This window comes from Kitasatospora sp. NPDC006697 (assembly GCF_042869935.1).
Lineage (GTDB): Bacteria > Actinomycetota > Actinomycetes > Streptomycetales > Streptomycetaceae > Kitasatospora.
On record NZ_JBIAGU010000012.1, the window covers coordinates 45,485 to 69,855 of the forward strand.

Sequence of the window (24,371 nt, forward strand, 5' to 3'; positions counted from 1 at the left end):
TCCGGCTGGCGGCGCGGGTGTCACCGTGGCAGGGGAAGCCGATGTGAGCCTAGAAGAACGGTCCCGTTCCAGGCGAGGTGGCCCTGCCGGCGAACCCGGGCGGACCGGCGCTGCCGTGCCTGGCGGCGGTCGGATACGGGCGGCCGCCCGGCCGGGCCGCGAGGAGCGCGCCCACCCCTCCACGATGGACCCGCGGGGCCGCTTCGGCCCGGTGAACCGCCTGTTGGGCGCCGATCCGCGCCGGACGGGTGACGGCCGGACGGCGGTCGGCGCCGTCCGGCCGCGGTGCGCTGACGCCGGGTCAGCCGGCGGTGACGAGCCGCCAGCTCTGGTTGGCGCCGCCGTTGGCCGGCCACTGCACCACGCGTGCGCCCGGCGCGGACGAGGCGCCCTCGACGTCCGCCAGATCGCCGTCCGAGCGGGCCTGCAGGGTGTAGCGGCCCTGGCCGGCCGGGACGAGCCGCCACTGCTGCTCGGGGCCGCCGGTGGGCGGGGCGAGGCGCAGCTGGGTGCCGGGCACGGTGCTGGCCTGCGGCACGGTGAGCGCCCGGCCGCCGTCGGCGGTGCTGACGGTGTAGTAGCCGTCGCCGGTGCCGGTCAGGCGCCAGGTGACGGGCTGGTCGCCCTGGACCAGGGCGTCCGAGTCGGCGGCCAGCTGCCGGCCGCTGGCGGCGTTGACCAGGCGGTAGCTGCCGTCCAGCCGGGCCGGGACGCCGTTCGGGGTGATGGTCAGGCCGCTGAACTGGGCGGGCTGGTAGCCGCCGGTGCCGAGCCCGATCTGGCCGGCGCCGAGCGTGTCGTCGGTCGTCTCGGCCAGCACGGCGCCGTCCAGGCTGGCCGTCAGGGCGGTGCCGCGGAAGGCGAGGGCGAGGTGGTGCCAGCTGTTCAGGCCGGGCGCGGGGGCGGTGCCGGCGGCCAGCGGGTGCGAGCCCCAGGCGGTGTCGGTGCGCAGCAGCGTCCAGTGCCCGTCCTGGTCGAGCCGCAGGTGGTAGGCGTCCAGGCCGTTGTTGTTGCGGCCCTGGGTGCCGACCCGGCCGAGCAGGTCCACCGTGCCGGGCTGCTCCAGCAGGGCGTCCACGCCGACCGTGTAGTCGGACCAGCCGAGGTCGCCCAGGATGGCGTAGGGCTGGTCGTTGCTCTCGTCGGTCCACCGGACCGGGGTGCCCTGGGCCTGCTGGCGCAGGCAGTCGCCGGGGCGGCCGCCGGCGCAGGGGACGGTCCGGAAGGCGCCGTTCATGGCGCTCAGGTAGCGGACCTCGCCGCTGGGGCCCGCCCCGGTGCCGTCCAGCGGGTCGGCGTACGGCAGCGCGAGCGGGGCGCGCTGCGGGGAGAGGGCGCCACCGGCGCCCTGGCCGGTGGTACTGGTGGCGGTGTAGACCCGCCCGGGCTCCAGTGTGAGCCGGTAGCCGCCCTCGGTGCGGACGGGGTCGGGCTCGCGCACCAGGTGGGCGGTGGCGGTGGGCGAGGAGAGGTCGGTGGACCAGAGGTGCGGCGGCCCCTCCGGCAGGCCGCCGGCCGTGCGCAGGGTGACGGTCTGCTCGGCGCGGGCGGTGGTGGTCTCCAGCACGGTGGACCAGGCGGAGCGGTCGGGCGCGGCGTAGCTGACGTAGCTGCCGTTGGCGCGGTCGCCGCCCAGGTAGCCGGAGGCGGTGTCCAGGTACTGCCAGCCGGGGGCGGTGAACTGCGTGGTCTGGGCGGTGACCCAGGCGGAGCGGCCGACGGTGTAGGCGCCGGACCAGGGCTGGTTGGCCGTCACCAGGCCGTCGGTGCTGAAGCCCAGGTTGGGGTAGAGGGCGGCGACCAGCGGCCAGTTGATGAAGGCGGTCATGGCGCCGTCCAGGTAGCCGCGGTTGATCGCCCGGGCCATCGGGGCGGCGCCGCTCTCCGCGTCCTGCGAGCCGTTCTCGCTGGCCCAGAGCCGCTTGCCGGTGGCGCGGGCGTCGGCGGTGCTGGGGCAGCTGGTCATCGCCGACAGGTAGCCGCACGGGTAGTGGGTGCCGACGATGTCCACCGCGCCGGCCAGGCCCGCGTCGGAGCGCATCGCGCCGGCGATCGCCCAGGTGTCGTCGGCGCCGACCACCTGGGTGGCGCCGTAGCCGCGGGCGGCGAGGGCGGCGTGCAGGTCCTGGTACCAGGACGAGTCGTAGCCGCGCTCGTTCCAGCCGCCCAGGTAGTCGATGGCCAGGCCGTGCTGCTTGGCGCAGCCGAGCCAGTCGGTCAGGTAGTCGACGGTGCCGTGCGACCAGAACGTGCCGTCCGCGGTGCCGGCCCAGCCGGGGGCGCCCCAGGAGAGGGCGTACAGCTTGATCGCCGGGTTGCGGGCCTTGGCCTGGGCCATCAGCCACCACTCGTAGCCCGCGTCGCAGTCGATCGCGCCGCGGGTGTGCTCGATCGAGGCCTCCGCGCCGTCGGTGGAGTTGGTGTCGCCGCCGATCTCCACCTTGAGGATCTGCAGCGCGGCGCCCTGGCCGGGGCTGAAGAGCTGGTCGAGGATCCGGCTGCGCTGCGGCTCCGGGTAGTCGAGCAGCAGGCGGGTGTTGCCGCCGCCGCCGCTGATCGCGCCGACGCCGTCGAAGGTGCGGCCCGGGGAGGTGCCGTCGACGGTGATCGAGGTGGTGGGCGTGTCGGCGGGGGCCGGGGTGGCCGCGGGCAGGCCCAGGAGGAGGACGACGAGCGCGAGCAGGGCGCGGGAGTGGGTTCGCATTTGCGACAAAAGGTATGAATCCTCCGATCCGCCATCAAGGCAGCGCGCGGAAGGCCACCCCGTTCGGCGGAGGGGCCGCCGAGTGGAGACGACTGACAGAAATTGAAATCTGTCAGTCGTCATGCCATAGTTGTCACCGTCAGCCCCGGCCCCAGGCCCCTGAAGGGAGCCCCCCATGACCACCGTCCCCACCCGCCGCCTCGGCGCCACCGGCCCCACCACCTCCGCCCTCGGCCTCGGCGCCATGGGCATGTCCGACCTCTACGGGCCGGCCGACGAGGCCGAGAGCATCGCCACCGTGCACGCCGCCCTGGACGCCGGCATCACCCTGATCGACACCGGCGACTTCTACGGCATGGGCCACAACGAGCTGCTGATCCACGACGCGCTGCGCGGCCGGGACCGCGACGCGGTGCGGATCTCGGTGAAGTTCGGCGCCCAGCGCGGCCCGGACGGCGCCTGGCTCGGCTACGACGCCCGGCCCGCCGCCGTGAAGACCGCCCTCGCCTACACGCTGCGCCGGCTGCGCACCGACCACGTCGACATCTACCGTCCGGCCCGGCTCGACCCGCAGGTGCCGGTCGAGGAGACCGTGGGCGCCATCGCCGAGCTGGTGCAGGCCGGCTACGTGCGCCACATCGGCCTCTCCGAGGTGGGCGCCGAGACGCTGCGCCGGGCCGCCGCGGTGCACCCGATCAGCGACCTGCAGATCGAGTACTCGCTGCTCTCCCGCTCCCCCGAGGCCGAGGTGCTGCCGGCCGCCCGCGAACTGGGCATCGGCGTCACCGCCTACGGCGTGCTCTCCCGCGGCCTGCTCAGCGGCCACTGGTCGCCGGACCGCGAGCTGCACGGCTCGGACTTCCGCGGCCACAGCCCCCGGTTCCAGGGCGAGAACCTGGCCCACAACCTCGCCCTGGTCGAGGAGCTGCGCCGGATCGCCGGAGCGAAGGGCGCCAGCACCGCCCAGGTGGCGATCGCCTGGGTCGCCCAGCGCGGCGAGGACATCGTCCCGCTGATCGGCGCCCGCCGCCGGGACCGGCTCACCGAGGCCCTCGGCGCCCTCGACCTGCGCCTCGACCAGGCCGACCTGGCGGCGATCGAGGCCGCCGTGCCGGTCGGCTCGGCGGCCGGCGACAGGTACGCTGCCGCACAGATGGCCTCCCTGGACAGCGAGCGGCACTCGGCCTGAGCACCGCCGGCCGTCCAGGCCTACGCAGCGAAGGACGTACCTCCCCCGTGACCACCGAGAGCGCACTCACCCCCGAGCAGATCCTGGGCGCGGCGGAGGACGTCCTGCGGCGGTTCGGCCCGAGCAAGGCCACGGTGGTGGACATCGCCCGCACGCTCGGCGTCAGCCACGGCAGCGTCTACCGGCACTTCCCGAGCAAGGCGGCGCTGCGCGAGGCGGTCACCCAGCGCTGGCTGGACCAGGCGCACGACAGCCTCCAGGCGGTGGCCGAGGAGAGCGGCCCGGCGGGCGAGCGGCTGCACCGCTTCCTGGCCACCCTGTTCGCCGCCAAGCGGCGCAAGGCGCTGGACGACCCGGAGCTGTTCGCCACCTACCTGGTGCTGGTGGCCGAGCACAGCGGCACGGTCGCCGCGCACCTGGAGGTGCTGACCGACCAGATCGCCCGGATCGTCGCGGACGGCGTGCGGCAGGGCGAGTTCGCCGACCTCCCGGTGGAGGGCACCGCCCGGGCGGTCTTCCAGGCCGCCGCGCACTTCCACGACCCTTCGCACGCGCCCGAGTGGGCCGACACCGAGCGTTCGGATGCCGACTTCGCGGCACTGTGGCGGCTTATCAGCGACGGGTTGCGCCGGCCCTGACGGAGCGTGAACAGTCCGACCGGCTGCCGTGGTTGCGGATTGCGGGCAGGTGAAACCTCCGTGGAGTGCCTTGCCGCCCGCAGTTGAGGGATCTACGCGCTCGCCGCGCACAACCTCGACCCGGGCGACACCTCCAGCGGCATCTCGGCCGGCATCCAGGCCAGCGACTTCATCGTCAGCCTCGGCAGCTTCACCAACCAGGTCGGCAGCACCGACGAGCGGGCCGGGACCTTCATGCACGAGCTCGGCCACAACCTCGGCCTGCGTCACGGCGGGAACCAGGACCTGCCGAACAACAAGCCGCAGTACTACAGCGTCATGAACTGCTCCTACCAGATCGGCCTTTCGTCCAACGGAACTACCGGCGTCGTCGACTGCTCGCGGCAGAGCCGCTCGCTCGACGAGACCGCGCTGAACGAGAACACCGCGCCCGACAGCGGTGACCGGAAGTACGACACCGACGACAACCAGACCACCGCCCTCACCGGCAACGACGACTGGTCCGGCATCCAGCTGCGCGGCGGCTCCATCAGCCGCCCGGGTGCCCCGGCCGGTGTCCCCGAACCCACCCCGATCGACGAGCTGACCCCGCAACAGGCCGCCCAGATCCTCCCGGTGGACACCGTCGCGCCGCTCACCACGGCCACCCAGGCCCCGCCGGCGAACGCCAACGGCTTCGACAACACCGACGTGACGGTCACCCTCAGCGCGACCGACGACTCCTTCGGCGTGGCCCGCACCGAGTACGACCTGGACGGCGGCGGCTGGACCGGCTACACCGCGCCGCTGACCCTGACGGCCGAAGGCACCCACACCCTGCTGTACCGCTCGACGGACCGCGCGCAGAACCCGGTGACGCCCGGCCAGTACGTCCGCGGGCGGTCGACCGACGCCGGCTCGGGAGTCGACCACGTGGTCGTCACCTACACGCCCTACGACGTGACCCTCGGCCGACCCTCACCGTCACCGCCGAGCTGCACTGCGAGGACTCCGGCCGGCACAGCTGCACCTGGCGTGCCCCGCTGCCGGAGGGCATCGGGCCGTTCCACGTGACGGCGACCGCCACCGACCTCGCGGGCCACGACGAACCGCGCGGCCCGCGGATCCACGTCCTGCTGGACCGGGAGGCGCCCGGCTTCGACTGATTCACCGCATGACCACGCGCAGTCGGTCGGCCATGCCGACCAACTGCGCGGTCGGCAGCGGCGGATCCGCCACCAGCGCGTAGCTCCGCACCGCCCCCTCCGCATCCCGCTGCTGCCAGGCGATCCCACCGGGCCCGACCCGCGCCAGGCGCCCCTGGACCACGACCAGCGGCGCCACCCCGCCCCCCGGCCAGCCGTCCGGCCAGTGGCGGCCGTACTCCACCACCAGCCAAAGGCGCGCCGTGCCCGCGAGGAAGAGTTCCGAGGCGGCCGGACCCCACTGGCCGGCGGAGGCGGTCCCGAGGTACCCCGGAGCGTCATAGGCGTGCCGGTACCCGGGCGGCAGCGGTCCGACGGCCGGCAGGTCCGCCGCGCGGAAGTACGGCACCGGTGCGCCGCCCCCCGCATCGCGCAGCGCGCGGGTGCCGAGCGGGGCGGCGAGGCGCGCCGACCAGACCGTCAGCTCGGCTCCGCCGTAGCAGTCCGGGGTCGGCGGGTCGTTGCGGAAGTCGAGCAGGACGGCGGACGGCGTCTCGCGGGCGCGCAGTTCGCCCGTGCCCAGGCACTCGCCGCTGCGCGCGACGCTGAGCTCCCGCCCGTCCGCGGAGAGCAGCACCGTGGTGACCGCGGCGCGGGGCAGGTCCGGGCCGCCGGCCGCCCGGTCGCCGGCCAGGGCGGCGAGCGCGAACGCCGCCACCACCACCCACCGGTGGCTCACCGGACGGTCCCCGCCTCGGCGAAGGCCTGGGTGCAGAGCTGGTCGATCGTGGCGTCGGGGCTCGCCTCGCGGTCGAGCTCCAGTTCCTGCGCCGTCCCGGCCTCGGTCCACTCGACGACGGCTTCGTAGGCTCCGTCCACGCAGACGGCCGGAACGCCGTTCAGCACCGTGCGCTGCTTCACCCGGTCCGCCGGGCCGGTGGGATCCGGGGCCACCGCGTCGAGGGACTGGGAGAGCGACCAGGTGAGCTTCCGGGAGGTGTCCAGGTAGTGGCGGATCAGGGTCACCGAGCCCAAGCAGTCGCTGGGGTTGGGGAGCTGGTGCTCCACGCACAGTTCGCTGCGCTGCTCGGTCTGATCCGGGTCGCGCGGCCGCGGCAGGTCGGCCTCGGCCACGGTCCGCAGCGGCCGTCCCTGACTGTCCGTCAGTGCACGCGAGCCGAGGGCGTGCGGGAGTTGGCGCAGGATGCCGCTGGCCACCGCGCAGGAGCCGGTGACCCCGCCGCCCTGGTGCGGGGCGCTGCGCAGGTGGAAGTGGACGGCCACCCGGCCGGCCTGCTCCTCGGCCACCAGCGCGACGGTGAGGTTGCCGGTGCAGTCGCCCGGCATCCAGGCCGGATCGGGCACGCCGGGGAAGGTGAGGGTCTTCCCGTCGGCGGAGACCAGCACCGGCCCCTGGGCGTCCACGTCCCACTCCTTGACCGGCCCGCCCGTCCCGGAACACCCGACCAGCGCGCCCGCCAGCGCCACCCCCAGGCCAGCCAGCAGAACCCGCCTCCCGCGCACCCGTCCTGACCCCATGCCCGTCCCCCTCGGTGTCGGCCGAACGAAAACCCGTTGCCCACCCCCTCTCCCCCGGCCATCGTGACCGCATGCCCGATCTCCTCCACCGCATCACCGCGTTCCGCGCCGCCTTCGCCCGCCGCCAGGCCGCCGAACTGGTCGAGCTGCCCGGTGCCTTCGCCGTCCGCGACCCCGGCTTCTTCCGCTCCCAGGAGCACAACCAGCTGATCGTCGACGCACCGGACGCCGACCCGGCACTGCTAGCGGAGCTGGCAGCGCAGACCCTCGGCTCACAACGGCAGTACCGCATCACCGTGTTGGACGAAGCACTCGGCGAGCACGCCACCCCCACACTGGAGGCGGCCGGGTACACCCGCGAGACCGTCCTGCTGCTCGCCCGGGAGACGGCGGGGTGCATCCCGCCCGACCCCGCCGCGCACCCGGTGGCGCTGGCCGGCGAGTTGCGGGCGGCCGTGCTCCGCCAGCAGCTGGAGTGGGGCCTGGACCAGGAGCTCGCCCGGCAGCTCACCGACCGCCGCACCGCCCGCCTGCGCGGCGCCGAGGAGGTGCTCCTGCTGGCCGCGCGCACGCCGGCGGGCGAGATCGCGGCCTGGGCCGACCTCTACCTCGACCGGTCGTCCGGGCTGGCCCAGCTGGAGGACCTGGTCACCGCCGGCCCGCACCGCGGGCAGGGCCACGGCGGCACCGTGCTGGCCACCGGCCTGGCGCTGGCCGCCGCGGCCGGCATCCCGGAGCTCTTCCTCCTCGCGGACGCGGTCGACTGGCCGCGCGAATGGTACGCCCGCCGCGGCTTCACCGAGTGCGGCCGCGGCCACTCCTTCGTCGGCGCACCTGACGGGCCCTGAGCAGCGCCATTGCTCACCCGAGTTGTTGATTAGGGCAGGTAAAGGATCCGTACGACGCCTTGCCGCCCGTAGTTAATGGACCCTAACCTCACCGTGCACCGACCCACCCCTCAGGGTCGGCGCAGGGGGTACCTCACACCGCGTCACCTGTCATGCACGGGTCACGACGGGCTGCCCTCTTCCCGCCCGGAACAGCGCACCAACCCCGGAACCACTCGACGACCCCCACGGAGGGTTCACCTTGCGCTCCCACTCCCCCAGCGGTCTGCGCGTACGCGCGCTGACCGCCGTGCTGCCGGCCGGCGCACTGACCGTGCTCGGCCTGCTCGCGCCCACCGCGCACGCCGCCGGCACCACCACCGCCGACCACGTGACGGTGAAGCGGTCCTGCGCCGCGCCGACCCACCCGGGTCAGATGGCCTGCCTCGCCCTGGTCCGCACCGACCTGGTCCAGCCGCACGCCCTCTCGCCGAACGCCACGCCGTCCGGCTTCGGCCCCTCCGACCTGCAGAGCGCCTACAACCTGCCGTCCAACGGCGGCGCGGGCCAGACCGTGGCGATCGTGGACGCCCAGGACGACCCCAACGCCGAGTCCGACCTGGCCGCCTACCGCAGCCAGTTCGGCCTGCCGGCCTGCACCACCGCCAACGGCTGCTTCAGCAAGATCGCCCAGGACGGAAGCACCAACTACCCGACCGCCGACACCGGTTGGGCCGGCGAGATCTCGCTCGACCTGGACATGGTCTCCGCGGTCGCCCCGAACGCCCACATCCTGCTGGTCGAGGCCACCTCGGCCAACATGGGCGACCTGGGCGCCTCGGTCAACGAAGCCGTGGCCAAGGGCGCCAAGTTCGTCTCCAACAGCTACGGCGGCGCCGAGGACTCGACCGACACCTCCTCGGACAGCCAGTACTTCAACCACCCCGGCGTGGCCATCACCGTCTCCGCGGGCGACTCCGCCTACGGCGCCGAGTACCCGGCGGCCTCGAAGTACGTCACCTCGGTCGGCGGCACCGCGCTCAGCCGCGCCTCCAACTCCCGCGGCTGGAGCGAGTCCGTCTGGTCGACCAGCTCCACCGAAGGCACCGGCTCCGGCTGCTCGGCCTACGACGCCAAGCCGACCTGGCAGACCGACAGCGGCTGCGCCAAGCGCACCATCTCCGACGTCTCCGCCGTCGCCGACCCGGCCACCGGCGTCGCCGTCTACCAGACCTACGGCGGCTCCGGCTGGAACGTCTACGGCGGCACCTCCGCCTCCTCCCCGATCATCGCCTCGGTCTACGCCGACGCGGGCACCCCGGGCGCGACCGACTACCCGGCCCAGTACCCGTACCTGCACACCAGCGCGCTGAACGACGTGACGACGGGCAACAACGGCTCCTGCTCCCCGTCCTACCTCTGCACCGCGGGCGCGGGCTACGACGGCCCGACCGGCCTCGGCACCCCGGCCGGCCTGGCCGCCTTCACCAAGGGCGGCAGCACCGGCGGCAACACCGTCACGGTGACCAACCCGGGCAGCCAGACCACCGCCGCGGGCGGCAGCGCCTCGCTCCAGGTCAGCGCGAGTGACAGCGCCTCCGGCCAGACCCTGGCCTACTCGGCCACCGGCCTGCCCACCGGCCTGTCGATCAACGCGAGCAGCGGCCTGATCTCCGGCACGGCGACCACCGCCGGCAGCTACACCGTGACCGTCACCGCCAAGGACGGCACCGGCGCCACCGGTTCCACCACCTTCACCTGGACCGTGACCGGTGCCGGCGGCGGCTGCGCCGGCGGCGGCCAGCTGCTCGGCAACGCGGGCTTCGAGACCGGCTCCGCCTCGCCGTGGACCGCCTCCTCCGGCGTGGTCGACAACTCCACCAGCGAGCCCGCCCACAGCGGCTCCTACAAGGCCTGGCTGGACGGCTACGGCAGCGCCCACACCGACACCCTCTCCCAGACGGTGACCATCCCGGCCGGCTGCAAGGCGACCTTCAGCTTCTGGCTGCACGTCGACACCGCCGAGACCGGCACCACCGCCTACGACAAGCTGACCGTCCAGGCCAACTCCACCACCCTGGCCACCTACTCCAACGTCAACGCCAGCACGGGCTACGTGCAGAAGTCCTTCGACCTGTCGAGCTTCGCCGGCCGGTCCGTCACCCTGAAGTTCACCGGCACCGAGGACTCCTCGCTGCAGACCAGCTTCGTGATCGACGACACCGCGCTGAACGCCTCCTGATCCAGCGCCGGTAGCGGCGGGCCCGGGAACCCGAGGGGTTCCCGGGCCCGTTGCGCGCCTCCCGGCACACCGCCCGCACACCTGAGTCCGGACGGCGCAGGGCCCGGTACGCGCGGACGCGTACCGGGCCCTGCGCCGCGGCGTCAGCCCGCGCAGTCGATGCAGATCGGCTGGCCGTTCCGGTCCTCGCCCGCCAACTGGCTGCGGTGGTGGACCAGGAAGCAGGTCATGCAGGTGAACTCGTCCTGCTGCATCGGGATGACCCGGACGGTGAGCTCCTCGCCGGACAGGTCGGCGCCCGGGAGTTCCAGGCCCTCGACGCCCTCCGGGTCGGCATCGACAGCGGAACTCTGCTTGTTCTCGCGCTGGCTCTTCAGCGCCTCGATGCTGTCGTCGCTGCCCTCCTCGCCCTTGTCGCGCGGGGCGTCGTAATCGGTAGCCAAGGCGGTGCCACTCTCCTCAAGATTCACTGACTCGCGGCGGGACGCGCCGGCGGCCCGCCCCGTTGACGCACCCACGATGCCATGAGCTGGGGCCTACGCGCGTCACCGGCGCATCGGCAGCCGCACCACCAGGTGCGCACCCCGGCCGCTCGGCGGCTCCTCGGCGGCCGCGGTACCGCCCAGTCCGGCGGCGATGGTGCGCACCAGGGCCAGGCCCAACCCCGCACCGCCGGCCGCCCGGTGGCGGGCGCTGTCGAGCCGGACGAACCGGTCGAAGACCCGTTCCCGGTCGGCGGCCGGGATGCCGGGACCGTCGTCGTCCACGGTCAATTCGGCCCAGCCGTCGGCCGTGCGCAGTCGGACGGTGACGGTCGTGGCGGCGTGCCGCACGGCGTTGTCCAGCAGGTTGCGCACCAGCCGGCCGACCAGCACCTCCCGCCCCGGCACCACGGCTTCGGCGAGTTCGTGGCGCAGGGCGGTGCGCGGGTCCGTGTGGGCGCGCTCGGCGAGCTGTTCCGCCACCAGGTCGTGCAGGTCCACCTCGCCCGCCGGGTCCGCCTCCTCGGCGCGGGCGAGCAGCAGCAGGTCGTCGGCCAGCTCCTGCAGCCGCTCGGTCTCCACCAGCGCGCCGGCCACCACCGCCGGCCAGTCGGCCCGCTCGGGGTGGGCGAGCGGCACCTCCAGCGAGTTGCGCAGCACGGCGAGCGGGCTGCGCAGTTCGTGCGAGGCGTCCGCGACCAGCCGGCGCTGCTCGGTGAGCGCCCGTTCCAGCCGGTCGAGCGTGGAGTTGGTGGTCTCGGCCAGCCGGGCGATGCCGTCCCGGGCCGCGGGGACGGGCACCCGCTCGTGGAAGGCGCCCTCGCCGATCCGGGCCATCCGCCGCCGGATCGACTCCACCGGGCGCAGCGCCAGCCCGGTGACCACCCAGGCGGTGAGCGCGACGACCAGCGCGGCGGCCGGGGTGAGGTAGCGCAGCAGGGCGATGATGGCGGCGGAGGTCTGCTCGGCCTGCCGGGGGTCGACCATCACGTAGACGGTGAGCGTCTGGGCGGGCAGGCCGCTGATGCCGGAGTACCGGGCGATCTGCTCGCTGGTCAGCGGGTTGGTGACGTCGCGGTAGAAGTCGAGGGTGCGGCCCTTGAGGGCGGCCGACTCCGGACCGGGGCCGAGGCCGGGCGGGAAGTGCATGGGGAACGGGCCGAAGGGGTTGAACGGACGGGTCGGGTCGGCGGCCAGCGCCAGGTTCATCCGGTCCTGGTCGGCCTCGGTGAACGGGACCAGGCCGGTTCCGTAGCCGCTGTTCCGGTAGACCTCGTAGAGCTTGTCGGAGCGCAGCCAGCGGCCGTCCTCGGTCATCACCACGTAGGTGGTGTCCAGGTAGGGCTCGTCGGTGCTGTCGGGGATCCTGGCGGACACGTTCTCCAACGCCGTGTAGGCCCGCTCCCGGGTCTGGGCGAGCAGCCGCTGGTGCACCACCTGGCCGATCCAGTAGCCGGCGGCCCCGAAGGTGATCAGCGCCGCGACCAGCGCGCCGAGCGCGGCCCTGGTCCGCACGCCCGGCCGCGGCAGCCGCCGCTCACGAGGCATGCGGCACCAGCCGGTACCCGATGCCGCGCACCGTCTCGATCGCGCAGCGCGCGCCCGTCCGGTCGAGCTTGCGGCGCAGCGCGCCGACGTAGACCTCCACGATGTTGACGTCGCCGCGGAACGCCGAGTCCCAGACCGAGTCCAGGATCTCGGTCTTCGGCACCGCCTGCCCGGCCCGCCGGGCCAGGCATTCGAGCACCCCGAACTCCTTGCTGGTGAGCCGCAGTTCCCGCCCCGCGACGGTGCAGCGGCGGGCCACCGGGTCGATCCGCAGGTCCTCGACGTCGAGCACGGTCGGCCGGGTGGCCCCGCCGCGGCGCAGCAGCGCGCGCAGCCGGGCGGTGAGCACGACATAGGAGAACGGCTTGCTGAGGAAATCGTCCGCGCCGTAATCCAGCGCCTCCGCCTCGTCGTACTCGCCGTTCTTCGCGGTGAGCATCAGAATCGGTACCGGATTCCCTTCCCGGCGCAGTTCCTGGCAGACCCGGAATCCATTGAGCCCGGGCAGCATCAAATCGAGTACGACCGCGTCGTAGTCGCCCTCGCGGGCGCGTTCCAGGCCGTACCGGCCGTCGGCGGCCAGGTCCACCGCATAGCCCTCGGCCCGCAGGCCCTGGCCGAGCGACTTGGCCAGCCGCTCCTCGTCTTCCACCAGCAAGAGTCGCACCGGTCGATGGTAGGTCAATTCAGGTTTACCGAAAACGGGGGTTGCCCGATCTGTCGAGAAGGTCCGTCCTGAGCTTTCCTCAGGTTCGTTCAGAATCCGTTCAGCGGGCCTTTCCTAGCGTCATCCGGGTGACTCACCCACATTTCTCCGACGCCCGCCGGCGGATTTCCCCGGCCGCCTGGCTCCCGGCGGTTCCCACCGTGCTCTACGGCCTGCTGCTCTCGCTCCCCCGCCACCGGCGGATGGAGACGACCGGGTTCGACCTCGGCATCTTCGAGCAGGCGGTGCGCGGCTACGCGGCCGGGCGGCCACCGGTGGCCACCCTGAAGGGGGCCGGGTTCGACCTGCTGGGCGACCACTTCAGCCCGGCGCTGGCGGTGCTGGCGCCGTTCTACCGGCTCTTCCCGGGCCCGCAGACCCTGCTGGTCGCCCAGGCGGTGCTGTTCGCCCTCTCGACCGTGCCGGTCACCCGCACCGCCACCGCCCTGCTCGGCCGGGCCGGCGGGCCGGCGCTCGGCACGGCGTACGGGCTCTCCTGGGGGCTGTGGCGGGCGGAGCTGTTCGACTTCCACGAGGTGGCGCTGGCGGTCCCGCTGGTCGCCTGCTCGGTGGCGGCACTGGCCCGGGAGCGGCACCGGGCGGCCCTCTGCTGGGCGCTGCCGCTGCTGCTGGTCAAGGAGGACCAGGGGCTGCTGCTCGCGGGGATCGGCCTGCTGCTCTGGTGGCGCGGCGAGCGCCGGCTCGGTGGTCTCGCGGTGCTGGCGGCCGCGGCGGGCACCCTGCTCGAGGTGCTGGTCCTGATACCGGCCGCCAACCCGGACGGGAGCTACGGCTACGGTGCGAACGGCAGCTGGCACGGCGATCCGCTGACCCGGCTGCTGCAGCCGGCCGACCTCAAGTGGCACACGGTGGCGGCGCTGCTCGCGCCCACCCTCCTCCTGGCGCTGCGCTCACGGCTCTGCCTGCTGCTGGTGCTGCCGCTGGCGGCGCGGTTCTGGACGCCCAACCCGACGTACTGGGGCTGTGGGGAGCACTACAACGCGGTGCTGATGCCGGTGCTCTTCCTCGCCCTGGCGGACGGCCTGCACCGGCTGCCCGCCCGCCGCCCCACCCGCTGGGCTCCGCCCCTCTGCCTGCTGCTCGCCCTGCACACGGCGCCGCTCCCCGACCTGGCCGGCCCCACCCCGGCGGTCCGGGCCGCCCGGCAGGCGCTCGCGGTGATCCCGGACGGCGCCACGGTGGCCGCCGCCAACCGGCTGGCCCCGCAACTGACCGCACGCTGCACGGTCTCGCTCTTCCCCGACCTCAGCCCTCCGGACGCCCCCGGCCCGCCCTCCCGACCGGTGGCCCACTGGGTGGCGGCCCTGGACGAGCCCGACGGCTTCCCGGTGCCCCGCTCCGAGCAGCTGGCGGCCCTGGCCGCCCTGCCCGCCGCCGGCTACCGGCCGGTGGCGGCCGGCGGCGGCGTCACCGTCTACGAATGGACCGCTCAGCGCCGCGAGTTGCCGAACAGCAGCCGGTAGGCGATCAGCAGCACCAATGCGCCGCCGATCGCCGCCCACCAGGTGGCCGGGTCGTAGAAGTTGCGGCTCACGTGGTGGTGGAACACGTGGACGGCCAGCCAGCCGCCGGTGAACGAGCCGGCGATGCCGATCAGGGTGGTGACGATCAGGCCGCCCGGGTCGCGGCCGGGCAGCAGGAACTTGGCGATCGCGCCGGCCAGCAGGCCGAGGATGATCCAGCTGAGAACGGACATTCTGTCCCCCTTCACTCACTGACTAGGACGTCCGACCCGGTGGACCGGGTTCCTCGGTTGCCCGGGTGTTGCGGAGTCCTGACCATTTCGATGAGAAAACTCTCATCCGACCATGGCACCGTGCCCCCATGGTCAGCACCGAACACCTCGGACAGGTCCTGGTGGTGGACGACGACGCCACCATCCGCCGCTCGCTGGAGCGCGGGCTGCGGCTGAGCGGCTTCGCGGTGCGCTCGGCCGGCGGCGGGCTGGCGGCGTTGGAGGCGGTGGCGGCGCAGGCGCCGGACGTGCTGGTGCTCGACGTCTCGATGCCCGACCTCTCCGGCACCGAGGTGTGCCGGCGGCTGCGGGCGCAGGGCTGCGACCTGCCGGTGCTGATGCTCTCCGCGCTGGACGAGCTGGCCGACCGGGTGGCCGGGCTGCAGGCGGGGGCGGACGACTACCTGGTGAAGCCGTTCGCCCTGGAGGAGCTGGTGCTGCGGCTGCGGGCGCTGCTGCGCCGCCGTCCGCCGGCCGGCGACGGGGTGCTGCGGGTCGGTCCGCTGGAGATCGACCCGGCGACCCGGGAGGTGCGCCGGGACGGGCGGCCGGTGCAGCTGACCCGCCGTGAGTTCGAGCTGCTGGAGCAGCTGGCCCGCAACGCCGGGCAGGTGCTGACCCGGGACCAGCTGCTGGACCGGGTCTGGGGCTACGACTTCGAGGTGCGCACGGATGCCGTGGACACCTTCGTCAGCTACCTGCGCCGCAAGCTGGAGGAGGGCGGCCGGGAGCGGCTGGTGCACACCGTGCGCGGCGTCGGCTTCGTGCTCCGGACGGGGGCGCCGCGATGAGGCTCGCCACCAGGATCGCGCTCTGGTCCGGCGCGGTGGTCTGCCTGCTGGTGCTGGGGGCGGGCGCGCTGCTGCTCGGGCTGGTCACCCGCGACCTGCGCGCCGAGCAGGACACCAGGCTGCAGGACCGGGCCGCCGCCGTGCTCCCCGACGTCCGCACCCTGCTCAACGCCGACCACCAGGGCCGCAGCCAGGTCGCCCAGAACCAGCACCGCAAGCTGCTGGAGGCCGCACTGGACGTCGGGATCCGGGTGGAGGACGCCGCCGGGCAGCCGGTCGCCTCCGGCGGCCCGATGCCGAGCGCGCTGCCCGCCGCCGCGGCCGCCGCCAGACCGCTGACCGTGCGCGCCGACGGGCGCGGCTGGCGGGTGCTGGCCCGTCCGGTGGGCGGCGCCGATCCGGGCACGCTCTGGGTGGCCGTGCCGGCCTCGGCGGCCGATCCGCAGGTCAGCGCGGTGCGCGGGCGGGTCCTGCTGGTGGCCGGCCTGGCCGCGCCGATCGGCGGGCTGCTGGCCTTCGCGGTGGCCCGGCGGGCGGCCGCGCCGCTCAGCCGGCTCGGGCGGCAGGCGGCGGCGCTGGATCCGGGCGCCGGAGCGGCGGGCTTCCGGCACCGGCCGAGCGGGATCGGCGAGGTGGACGAGCTGGCGGCGGCGCTGGCCGGCGCGCTGGCCCGCTACGACCAGCAGGCGGCCCGGACGGCGCAGGCGCTGGAGACCGCCCGCTCGTTCTCGGCCGCCGCCTCGCACGAGCTGCGCACACCGCTGATGGGCCTGCAGACCAACCTGGACGTGCTCTCCGCCCACCCCGACCTGCCGGAGCCGGACCGCTCCGAGCTGCTGGCCGACCTGCGCGACGACCACCGCCGCCTCCTCGACCTGCTCACCGCGCTGCGCACGCTGGCCCGCGGCGACCTGGTCGAGGAGGAGGCCTTCGGGCCGGTGGACCTGGCCGAGCCGCTGGCCGCCGCGGTCGCCGAGCTGCGCCGCCGCCGGCCGGAGCTGCAGCTGGACTGCGTCCAGGACCCGGACCTGCGGGTCTTCGGCTGGGAGGCGGGGCTGCGGATCGCCTTCGACAACCTGCTGGCCAACGCGGCGGTGCACGGCGCCCGGCCGGGCGAGCCGGCCCGGATCACCGTCGGGCTGCGGCGGGTCGGCGGCGAGGCGGTGCTCACCGTGGACGACCGGGGCCCCGGCATCCCGCCGGCCGAGCGGGCCGCCGTCTTCGACCGCTTCCACCGCCGCCCCGGCAGCCCGGGCTCCGGCCTGGGCCTGACCCTGGTCGCCCAGCAGGCCGCCCTGCACCGCGGCACCGTCACCGCCACCGCCCCGCCGGCCGGCCAGGGCAGCCGCTTCGAGCTGCGGCTGCCGCTGGTGCTCCCGCACGCGCCGACGCTGTCGCTGCCGGCCCGGCCGGAGTGGTTCACGCCCGCCCGCTGATGACGGCGGGTCAGCGGACGAACTCCTCCTCGCTGTAGCGCACCTCGGCCCTGCTCCAGTCCACGCCGAGCGACCGGGTGAACCGCTGCGCCAGCGGCAGGTCGGCGACCGGGGCGATCAGGACCAGCCGCCCGTCCAGGGTGGTGGAGCCGCCGCCGAGCTCGTCGCGGGCCTCGGGGTCGGCGAGCAGCGCGTCGTGCAGCCGGGTGGAGTCGACGCCGGGGGCCTGGATCTCCACGGCGCCGGCCTGCGGCGCGTTCCGGGGCAGGCAGGGGAAAGTGAGCACCGACTCCTGGTGGTACTGCTTGGCGACGACGTCGGCCAGGTGGTGCAGCCCGTCGCGGCTGACCCGGTTGACGTCGAACTCGCGGGAGCGCTCGTAGGTGGCCTGCTTCAGGTCCGCGGACCAGAAGACGCCGTCGAGCAGGGTGGAGCCGCCGGGCCGGGCGCCGTTGGCGGCGATGATGGCACGCACCTCGTGCTCGAAGCGGGTGAGGCGGGTCCGCAGCCGGGGGTCGGCGGGATCGGTGATGATCGCCGTGTTGCCGGTGGCGAAGAGCTGTCCGGTCGGACAGGACGGGGCCGCCGGCGCGGCCCGGGCGGTTCCGGTGCCGAGAGCGCCCAGGGCCAGGGCGGCGGCCGTGATCACGAGCCGCACCCGACGACGGTGCATCAGATTCGTCATGCCTTGGTTCAACGAGCGGGGACGGCGGATGGCGGGCCGGATCACAGGGTTTCCACAAAGAGCCTCCCTACCGTGCCGGTCAGTCGGGCGGAACGCCGCCCGCGCCGCACTCCCCTGGAGGACTTCGCCATGCTCTCCTACCGCAAGGCCGGCGCCGTCGTCGGCACGCTCGCGATCGGTGGCGCGCTGCTCGCCGCCGCCGTCCCCGCCCAGGCCGCCACCGCCGCCACCGCGCCCAAGAGCGACGGGGCCAACGGCATCTGCAAGCGGCTGCCGAAGACCGAGCAGCGCGTGCAGAAGGCGCTCGACCGGCTGAACGGCCCGGCCACCGAGCCGGGTTCGATCGCCCGGCTGGAGCAGCGGGTGGACGACGCGAAGAGCGCCGGCCACACCGCCGTCTACACCTACCTCAACGACCGGCTGACCTTCCGCAAGACCCTGGTGCCGACCCTGACCACCCGTCAGGACGACCTGAAGGCCGTGGCCACCTGGTGCACCTCGCAGGGCCTGGGAACCGCCCAGTGAGGCGGGTGCTCGCCACGGCCGGCGCGGTGCTGACGGCCGCCGTGCTGCTGACCGGGTGCGGCGGCTCGGCCGGCTCGGGCAACGCCGCGCCCGCCACGCCCGCCGCCCAGCCCGGCGGCTCGGCCGACCCGCAGCTCGCCGGCATGCAGCAGAAGGTGGACGCCGCCGACAGCGCCGCCGCCGCGGCCGACTCGGACGCCGCCCAGGACGCCTCGCAGAGCGCGGCGCCCGGCAACTGAGCCACTGAGCCGCTGAGCCACGGCCGCCCCCTCGCCAGCCCCCGGGAACCGCCTTCCCCGGGGGCTGCTCCGGCTGTCCGGGACCGGTTGTTGCGGCTTGTTGCGGCCGTGTGTCCGGCTTGACGGGCCCCGCGCCGGTCCACCACTATCAGCGGCATGGAGCACGGCACCGACCTCGTCTGCCGCCTGCACGTCGACCTGCGACGTCAGGCGAGCGACATGTGTGCCCGCTGAGCAGCTGAGACCTGCCCCCGAGCCCGGCTGACCGGGACCCCGTGGAGTGCTCCGGGGCCGACCGGTCCGGGCGCCCGCATCCGCACCGCCCGGCACGCCCGCCGCGTGTCCGCCGCGCCGTCCGCGCGCACCGCCGCACGCCCGCTCCGTTCCCGTCGAGGTCCGCCATGCCCGCCGAACTCGCCACCACCGCCCCGACCGCCACCGCCCTGGCCCCCACCACCCTGACCCCCGCGGCCCTGACCCCCGCCGAACTGCGCAGGATCGTCGCCGAGCTGGCCGAGCGCCCGCAGGAGTGGATCCACCTGGTCCGGCTCTCCGCCGAGGACCGCTGGTACCAGCGGCTCGCCCTGACCGAGGAGCACGAGGTCTGGCTGATCAGCTGGCTGCCCGGCCAGTCCACCGGCTTCCACGACCACGGCGGCTCGCGCGGCGCCTTCACCGTCGCGCTCGGCGAGCTGGAGGAGCTGTCGCTCGGCGGCGAGCAGGGCGCGCTGCACACCCGCCGGCTGCCGGCCGGCGCCGTCCGCGCCTTCGGCCCGGACTACCTGCACGACGTGCGCAACACCGCCAACGGCCCCGCCGTGACATTGCACGCCTACTCGCCGCCGCTGGGCGGCATGACCAGGTACGAGCTGCGGGCCGACGGCCTGCGGCAGACGGCCGTGGAAGGACCGGAACAGTGGTGACCGTCGACGACCTCGTGACCCGCTCGCGCGCGGGCGTGCACCGCCCCGACCCGCACCAGGCGCACGCCGCGCACCGCGCCGGCGCGCTGCTGGTGGACATCCGCCCCGTGCAGCAGCGCGCCGAGGAGGGCGGCATCCCGGGCGCCCTGGTGATCGAGCGCAACGTGCTGGAGTGGCGGCTCGACCCGGCCGGCAGCCACCGGATCCCGGAGGCCACCGGGCACGACGTGGAGGTGGTGCTGGTCTGCTCCGAGGGCTACGCCTCCAGCCTGGCCGCCGCCTCGCTGCGCGAGCTGGGCCTGCACCGGGCCACCGACCTGGACGGCGGCTTCCGCGCCTGGGCCGCGGCCGGCCTGCCGACCGAGTCGGTCACACTCCCGGGCGCTCCGGCGCGCCCCCATAGCTGACACGATGAAATCTGACAATATGCCAGATCCTGCGGAGTGTCGGTTCCATCAACGATCCGGATCGGGGGTTTCCCTCGGTGCCGACACGGGCAGGCAGCCACGGGTGCCCGTCCGGACGCCCCGTCAGCCGGACCCGCTCCGGACCGCAGACGGACCCCATAGACCGGTGCCCAGGCACCCCGGCCAGGAACCTCCACGTGATCAGATTCGACGGCGCCGCCAAGCGCCACCCGGACGGCACCCTCGCCGTCGAGGGGCTTGACCTCACCGTCCCCGACGGCCGGACCACCGTGCTGGTCGGCCCGTCCGGCTGCGGCAAGACGACCATCCTGCGGATGGTCAACCGGATGGTGGAGCCGACCTCGGGCCGGGTACTGCTGGACGGCACGGACGTCGCCCAGCTGGACGCCGCCAGGCTGCGCCGCGGCATCGGCTACGTGATCCAGCAGGCCGGCCTCTTCCCGCACCGGCGGGTGGTGGACAACATCGCCACCGTGCCCCGGCTGCTCGGCTGGGACCGCAGGCGGGCCCGCAAGCGCGCGATGGAGCTGCTGGAGCTGGTCGGCCTGGCCCCCGAGACGGCCCGCCGCTACCCGTTCCAGCTCTCCGGCGGCCAGCAGCAGCGGGTCGGCGTGGCCCGGGCGCTGGCCGCCGACCCGCCGGTGCTGCTGATGGACGAGCCGTTCAGCGCCGTCGACCCGGTGGTCCGGGCCGGGCTGCAGGAGGAGCTGCTGCGGCTGCAGGCCGAGCTGAACAAGACGGTGCTCTTCGTCACCCACGACATCGAGGAGGCGGTCCGGCTCGGCGACCAGATCGTGGTGCTGCGCGAGCACGGCCGGATCGCCCAGGTGGCCGACCCGGCCACGCTGCTCGCCGCGCCCGCCGACGCCGGTGTGGCCGCCTTCCTCGGCCGGGACCGCGGGCTGCGCGGCCTGGCGCTGCGCCCGGCGGCCGGCATCCCGCTGCGGCCGGCCGACGTGCCCTACGAAGGCTGGACCCTGACGCTGGACCAGGACGGCCGCCCGACCGGCTGGCGCGGGCCCGGGGACACCGTCACGGACGCCGGCGGCGAAACGATCCACCAGGTCGCCGTCTACCGCCCGGGCACCGACACCCTGCGCACCGCCCTGGACAGCGCCGTGCTCTCCCCCGCCCGGGCCGCCGTCGCGGTGGACCAGGACGGCCGGGTGCTCGGCCTGGCCCCGCGCGCCGCCGTGCTGGACGCGCTGGACGCGGCCGGGCCGGAGGCCACCGCGGGGATAACGCCGCTGGGGGTCAGCGATGGGCGATGAACCGCTGGTCCGCTGGCACTGGGTCAACACCCACCTGGGCTACCTGCGCGGGCTGCTGGTCGACCACGCCGTGATCGCGCTGCTGCCGGTGCTCCTCGGGCTGCTGATCGCGCTGCCGCTGGGCCTGCTCTGCACCCGCTACGGGCGGCTCTACCAGCCGCTCGCCGCGGTCTTCAACGTGATCTACGCGCTGCCCGCGCTGGCGGTCTTCGTGGTGCTGATCCCGTACACCGGGCTGGCCACCCAGGCCACCGTGATGATCCCGCTGACCTGCTACGCGCTAGCCGTGCTGCTGCCCACCACGGTGGACGGGCTGCGCGCGGTGCCGGAGCCGGTGCGCCAGGCCGCCACCGCGCTGGGCTACGGCCCCTGGCGCCGGCTGGCCGCCGTGGAGCTGCCGGCCGCCGTGCCGTACCTGGTGGCCGGGCTGCGGGTGGCGGCGGTCTCCAGCATCTCGCTGGCCAGCGTCGGCGCGCTGGTCGGGCGCGGCGGCCTGGGCTACCTCTTCCTGGACGGCTTCCAGCGCACCTTCCCGACCCCGATCGTGGCCGGGATCGTGCTGGTCGCACTGCTGGCGCTGGTCACCGACGCGGTGCTGCTGCTGGCCCGCCGGCTGCTGGCGCCCTGGGCCCGGCGGGAGGCGGTCGGCAAGTGAACCTCTTCTCCTGGCTCTCCGACTTCTTCGGCTCGCCGGACCGGCAGCACGGCCCCGACTCGATCCTCCACCGGATCGGCGAGCACCTGCTCTTCTCCGCCGAGGCGCTCGGCTGGGCGGTGCTGATCGCCGTGCCGCTGGGCCTGCTGCTCGGCTACACCGGAAAGGCGGCCGGTCTGGTGACCGCACTGAGCGGTGCGGCCCGGGCGCTGCCCACCCTCGGCCTGGTGACGCTGGCGGTGCTGCTCGCCGGGGTCGGCGACACCGCCGTGCTGGTGCCGCTGGTGGCGCTGGCCGCCCCGGTCCTGCTGGTGGCCGCCTGCGAGGGCGTGCGCTCCACCGACCCGGAGCTGCGCGACGCCGCCCGGGGCATCGGCCTGACCCACCGCCAGGTACTGCTGGAGGTGTGCGTGCCGTGGGCCCTGCCGGCCCTGCTCGCCGGGCTGCGCACGGCGGCGGTGCAGGTGATCGCCACCGCCACGGTCGCCGCCTACGTCGGCCTCGGCGGCCTGGGCCGCTACGTGGTGGACGGGCTGGCCACCCAGGACTTCGCCCTGACCTTCGGCGGCGCCCTGCTGGTGGTGCTGCTGGCCGTCCTCACCCAGGTGCTCTTCGCCCTGCTGCTCCGCTACGCGCTGCCCGCCGGGCTGCGCAAGCCGCGCGGCTGACCCGGTCCCCCGCTTCCGCTTCCCGTTCTGATCATTCCGAAAGGACCACCACCGATGTTGTCCACGCGCACGCTCACCGCTGCCGCCGTCGCCGCCGCTGCCGCGCTCTCGCTCACCGCCTGCTCCTCCAGCGACCCGCTCTCCGGCAAGGTCGTGATCGGCTCGGCCAACTTCCCGGAGAACGTGCTGCTCGCCTCGATCTACTCGCAGGCACTGCAGGCCAAGGGCGTCAAGGTGACCGAGCAGTTCAACATCGGCAGCCGCGAGGTGCTGTACGGCCAGCTCAAGGACGGCAAGCTGACCATACTGCCGGAGTACAACGGCGGTCTGCTGAGCTATCTCGATCCCAAGTCAACCGCGGCCAGCGCGACCGACGTCAACGCCGCGCTGGCCAAGGACCTGCCGAGCTCCCTGGAGCTGCTGAACTCCTCCGCCGCCGAGGACAAGGACACCCTGACGGTCGGCCAGGACACGGCCGCCAAGTACAGCCTGAAGTCGATCGCCGACCTGGCCGCGGTGGGTGCCCAGTTCACCGTGGGCGGCCAGCCGGAGTTCAAGTCGCGGCGCGAGCAGCAGTTCAAGGACGTCTACGGCGTCTCCTTCAAGGAGTGGAAGCCCACCGCCGACACCACCGCCAACGCCATCAAGGACGGCACCGTCCAGGTCGGCGACGTCTTCACCACCGACCCGCGGATCACCTCGCTGGGCCTGGTCCCGCTGGACGACCCGAAGAACCTCTTCGGCGCCCAGAACGTGACCCCGGTGGTGTACAAGTCCAAGGCCGACAGCAAGGTCACCGACACCCTGAACGCCGTCTCCGCGAAGCTGGACACGGCCGGGCTGCTGGCGATGATGAAGAAGGTCAGCGTGGACAAGGACGACCCGTCGCAGGTGGCGAAGGACTGGGTGAAGGCCAACGGCCTGGGCTGAGCAGGACGCACCGCGGCCCCCGACGGAAGAACTCCGTCGGGGGCCGCGGTGCGTCCGGGGCCGGGGGCGCCGATCAGTACCAGTGGTGGGCCTGCCACCAGGTCCAGGCGGCGTTCGGGCTGCCGTAGCGCTCGTTCATGTAGTTCAGGGTCCACTTGATCTGGGTGACCGGGTTGGTCTTCCAGTCCGAGCCCGCCGAGGCCATCTTGCCGGCCGGCAGGGCCTGGCCCAGGCCGTAGGAGCCGGAGGACGGGTTCGTCGCCTGGAAGTTCCAGCTGCTCTCGTGGTTGACGATGTTGTTGAACGCCGCCCACTGGCCGGCCGGGACGATGCTCTGCGCCAGGGCGCGCAGGCCGCTCGGGCTGGTGTCGGTGGCGGTCAGCGCGGCGCGCTGCTGGGAGCGGGAGGCCGCCTGGTCGTTGTTCGGCTGCGGGGCCGGGGCGGGCGCCGGCTGCGGAGCCGGAGCGGGCTGCTCGGCGGGCGCGGGCGCGGCCACGGGCTGCGCCTGCTGCTGCGGCGCCGGGGCGGGCTGCTCGGCGGCCGCCGGCTTCGCCTGCTCGGTCTGCTCGGCCTTGTACGGCGCGGTGAACGCGTTGTTCCCGCCCTTCGCACCGTGCGTCTGCAGGTACGGGGCGTTCTCGATCTTGGCGGTGTCACCGGCGGCGGCCAGCGTGGTGGCGCCCCCGGTGGTCCCGTGGTGCGAGAGCTTGAGCTCGGCGGGCGCCGCGTGCCCGGCGTCGGCGGTGACGACGGTGGCGGCGTCGGAGGGGAGCGCGAAGGCCACGGCGGAGGCGGCGACGGCGGCGGTCAGGCCGGCGGTGGCGAGGACCACGGAGGATCGTCGGCCAACGGTGGTCATCAGGGCGCTGCGCATACTGCTTCTACCTCTTCGGTCTTGCCGGTCCCGGGGCGCACGGCAGTACCGCGCGGCGCGGGGCCGCAGGGTGCTGCTCGGGTGCGTCGGAGACCGTGGGGCCCGCCGTTGCCGGTCGGTGCCCGTACGGAAAGCGCTCCACCTGGACAGGCTCTCGGGCGTTTCATCCCGGTAAGGCGGTTCGCTTGGCG

The 24,371-nt window shown here is 74.3% G+C and carries 25 protein-coding genes; 16 read left to right on the forward strand and 9 right to left on the reverse strand.

The features are described from left to right. Positions 1-301 precede the first annotated feature (301 nt). Positions 302-2,704: an RICIN domain-containing protein gene (locus ACFYNO_RS18380; protein ID WP_388012724.1), complete on the reverse strand. Its 2,403-nt coding sequence runs from the start codon at positions 2,702-2,704 to the stop codon at positions 302-304. 175 nt (positions 2,705-2,879) lie between these two features. On the opposite strand from ACFYNO_RS18380, the gene ACFYNO_RS18385 reads away from it, so the two are divergent. From ACFYNO_RS18385 to ACFYNO_RS18395, 3 genes are all read left to right on the forward strand, one after another. After that, positions 2,880-3,893, forward strand: coding sequence for an aldo/keto reductase (locus ACFYNO_RS18385; protein ID WP_388012727.1), 1,014 nt, complete (start codon positions 2,880-2,882; stop codon positions 3,891-3,893). A 47-nt stretch (positions 3,894-3,940) separates the two neighbouring features. Beyond that, on the forward strand, positions 3,941-4,531 hold the full coding sequence (locus ACFYNO_RS18390) for a TetR family transcriptional regulator (protein WP_388012730.1): 591 nt from the start codon (positions 3,941-3,943) through the stop codon (positions 4,529-4,531). A 153-nt stretch (positions 4,532-4,684) separates the two neighbouring features. Then, a complete protein-coding gene (locus ACFYNO_RS18395) occupies positions 4,685-5,584 on the forward strand; it encodes an OmpL47-type beta-barrel domain-containing protein (RefSeq protein WP_388013319.1) in 900 nt (299 codons plus the stop codon). A gap of 93 nt (positions 5,585-5,677) precedes the next feature. Here the strand turns inward: ACFYNO_RS18395 and ACFYNO_RS18400 are convergent, their stop codons facing one another. Beyond that, complete coding sequence (locus ACFYNO_RS18400; RefSeq protein ID WP_388012733.1) at positions 5,678-6,394, reverse strand: hypothetical protein; 717 nt, start codon at positions 6,392-6,394, stop codon at positions 5,678-5,680. Then, positions 6,391-7,080, reverse strand: a complete 690-nt coding sequence (locus ACFYNO_RS18405) for a hypothetical protein (RefSeq protein ID WP_388012736.1) — start codon at positions 7,078-7,080, stop codon at positions 6,391-6,393. The genes ACFYNO_RS18400 and ACFYNO_RS18405 overlap by 4 nt, the downstream gene beginning before the upstream one ends. 185 nt (positions 7,081-7,265) lie before the next feature. On the opposite strand from ACFYNO_RS18405, the gene ACFYNO_RS18410 reads away from it, so the two are divergent. Next, positions 7,266-8,042, forward strand: coding sequence for a GNAT family N-acetyltransferase (locus ACFYNO_RS18410; protein ID WP_388012738.1), 777 nt, complete (start codon positions 7,266-7,268; stop codon positions 8,040-8,042). A 241-nt stretch (positions 8,043-8,283) separates the two neighbouring features. Then, on the forward strand, positions 8,284-10,263 hold the full coding sequence (locus ACFYNO_RS18415; protein WP_388012741.1) for a putative Ig domain-containing protein: 1,980 nt from the start codon (positions 8,284-8,286) through the stop codon (positions 10,261-10,263). A gap of 143 nt (positions 10,264-10,406) precedes the next feature. On the opposite strand, the gene ACFYNO_RS18420 is transcribed toward ACFYNO_RS18415, so the two are convergent. The 3 genes from ACFYNO_RS18420 to ACFYNO_RS18430 form a co-directional block, all read right to left on the reverse strand. Then, a complete protein-coding gene (locus ACFYNO_RS18420; RefSeq protein ID WP_388012744.1) occupies positions 10,407-10,706 on the reverse strand; it encodes a DUF4193 domain-containing protein in 300 nt (99 codons plus the stop codon). Positions 10,707-10,808: 102 nt separating this feature from the next. Beyond that, on the reverse strand, positions 10,809-12,293 hold the full coding sequence (locus ACFYNO_RS18425; protein WP_388012747.1) for a sensor histidine kinase: 1,485 nt from the start codon (positions 12,291-12,293) through the stop codon (positions 10,809-10,811). Further along, complete coding sequence (locus tag ACFYNO_RS18430) at positions 12,283-12,960, reverse strand: response regulator transcription factor (protein ID WP_388012750.1); 678 nt, start codon at positions 12,958-12,960, stop codon at positions 12,283-12,285. The genes ACFYNO_RS18425 and ACFYNO_RS18430 overlap by 11 nt, the downstream gene beginning before the upstream one ends. 128 nt (positions 12,961-13,088) lie before the next feature. Between ACFYNO_RS18430 and ACFYNO_RS18435 the strand changes: the two genes are divergently transcribed. Further along, positions 13,089-14,483, forward strand: a complete 1,395-nt coding sequence (locus tag ACFYNO_RS18435; RefSeq protein ID WP_388012753.1) for a DUF2079 domain-containing protein — start codon at positions 13,089-13,091, stop codon at positions 14,481-14,483. Here the strand turns inward: ACFYNO_RS18435 and ACFYNO_RS18440 are convergent. Beyond that, positions 14,450-14,716, reverse strand: coding sequence for a GlsB/YeaQ/YmgE family stress response membrane protein (locus ACFYNO_RS18440; RefSeq protein WP_388012756.1), 267 nt, complete (start codon positions 14,714-14,716; stop codon positions 14,450-14,452). The genes ACFYNO_RS18435 and ACFYNO_RS18440 overlap by 34 nt on opposite strands. 128 nt (positions 14,717-14,844) lie before the next feature. On the opposite strand from ACFYNO_RS18440, the gene ACFYNO_RS18445 reads away from it, so the two are divergent. Further along, a complete protein-coding gene (locus ACFYNO_RS18445) occupies positions 14,845-15,546 on the forward strand; it encodes a response regulator transcription factor (protein WP_388012759.1) in 702 nt (233 codons plus the stop codon). After that, on the forward strand, positions 15,543-16,982 hold the full coding sequence (locus tag ACFYNO_RS18450) for a sensor histidine kinase (protein WP_388012762.1): 1,440 nt from the start codon (positions 15,543-15,545) through the stop codon (positions 16,980-16,982). The genes ACFYNO_RS18445 and ACFYNO_RS18450 overlap by 4 nt, the downstream gene beginning before the upstream one ends. Positions 16,983-16,992: 10 nt before the next feature. Here ACFYNO_RS18450 and ACFYNO_RS18455 read toward each other — a convergent pair whose 3' ends face one another. After that, the gene (locus ACFYNO_RS18455; protein WP_388012765.1) at positions 16,993-17,640 is read right to left on the reverse strand and encodes a hypothetical protein; all 648 of its coding nucleotides are present in this window, start codon (positions 17,638-17,640) and stop codon (positions 16,993-16,995) included. Between the two features lie 99 nt (positions 17,641-17,739). Between ACFYNO_RS18455 and ACFYNO_RS18460 the strand changes: the two genes are divergently transcribed. The 8 genes from ACFYNO_RS18460 to ACFYNO_RS18495 all read left to right on the forward strand — a co-directional run bounded on the left by ACFYNO_RS18460 (position 17,740) and on the right by ACFYNO_RS18495 (position 23,306). Further along, complete coding sequence (locus tag ACFYNO_RS18460; protein ID WP_388012768.1) at positions 17,740-18,192, forward strand: hypothetical protein; 453 nt, start codon at positions 17,740-17,742, stop codon at positions 18,190-18,192. Between the two features lie 5 nt (positions 18,193-18,197). Next, positions 18,198-18,431: a hypothetical protein gene (locus ACFYNO_RS18465; protein WP_388012771.1), complete on the forward strand. Its 234-nt coding sequence runs from the start codon at positions 18,198-18,200 to the stop codon at positions 18,429-18,431. Positions 18,432-18,832: 401 nt separating this feature from the next. Then, positions 18,833-19,354 carry a cysteine dioxygenase gene (locus ACFYNO_RS18470; protein ID WP_388012774.1) on the forward strand — a complete coding sequence of 174 codons (522 nt, stop codon included), beginning with the start codon at positions 18,833-18,835 and terminating at the stop codon, positions 19,352-19,354. Then, positions 19,348-19,761: a rhodanese-like domain-containing protein gene (locus tag ACFYNO_RS18475; protein WP_388012776.1), complete on the forward strand. Its 414-nt coding sequence runs from the start codon at positions 19,348-19,350 to the stop codon at positions 19,759-19,761. Before ACFYNO_RS18470 ends, ACFYNO_RS18475 begins: the two co-directional genes overlap by 7 nt. 197 nt (positions 19,762-19,958) lie before the next feature. Continuing rightward, complete coding sequence (locus ACFYNO_RS18480) at positions 19,959-21,053, forward strand: ABC transporter ATP-binding protein (RefSeq protein WP_388012779.1); 1,095 nt, start codon at positions 19,959-19,961, stop codon at positions 21,051-21,053. Beyond that, on the forward strand, positions 21,043-21,708 hold the full coding sequence (locus ACFYNO_RS18485) for an ABC transporter permease (protein ID WP_388012782.1): 666 nt from the start codon (positions 21,043-21,045) through the stop codon (positions 21,706-21,708). The genes ACFYNO_RS18480 and ACFYNO_RS18485 overlap by 11 nt, the downstream gene beginning before the upstream one ends. Beyond that, positions 21,705-22,376: an ABC transporter permease gene (locus ACFYNO_RS18490; RefSeq protein WP_388012785.1), complete on the forward strand. Its 672-nt coding sequence runs from the start codon at positions 21,705-21,707 to the stop codon at positions 22,374-22,376. The genes ACFYNO_RS18485 and ACFYNO_RS18490 overlap by 4 nt, the downstream gene beginning before the upstream one ends. A gap of 54 nt (positions 22,377-22,430) precedes the next feature. Continuing rightward, positions 22,431-23,306, forward strand: coding sequence for an ABC transporter substrate-binding protein (locus tag ACFYNO_RS18495; RefSeq protein WP_388012788.1), 876 nt, complete (start codon positions 22,431-22,433; stop codon positions 23,304-23,306). Positions 23,307-23,379: 73 nt separating this feature from the next. Here ACFYNO_RS18495 and ACFYNO_RS18500 read toward each other — a convergent pair whose 3' ends face one another. Then, positions 23,380-24,180, reverse strand: a complete 801-nt coding sequence (locus ACFYNO_RS18500) for a transglycosylase SLT domain-containing protein (protein ID WP_388012791.1) — start codon at positions 24,178-24,180, stop codon at positions 23,380-23,382. Positions 24,181-24,371: the final 191 nt, after the last annotated feature.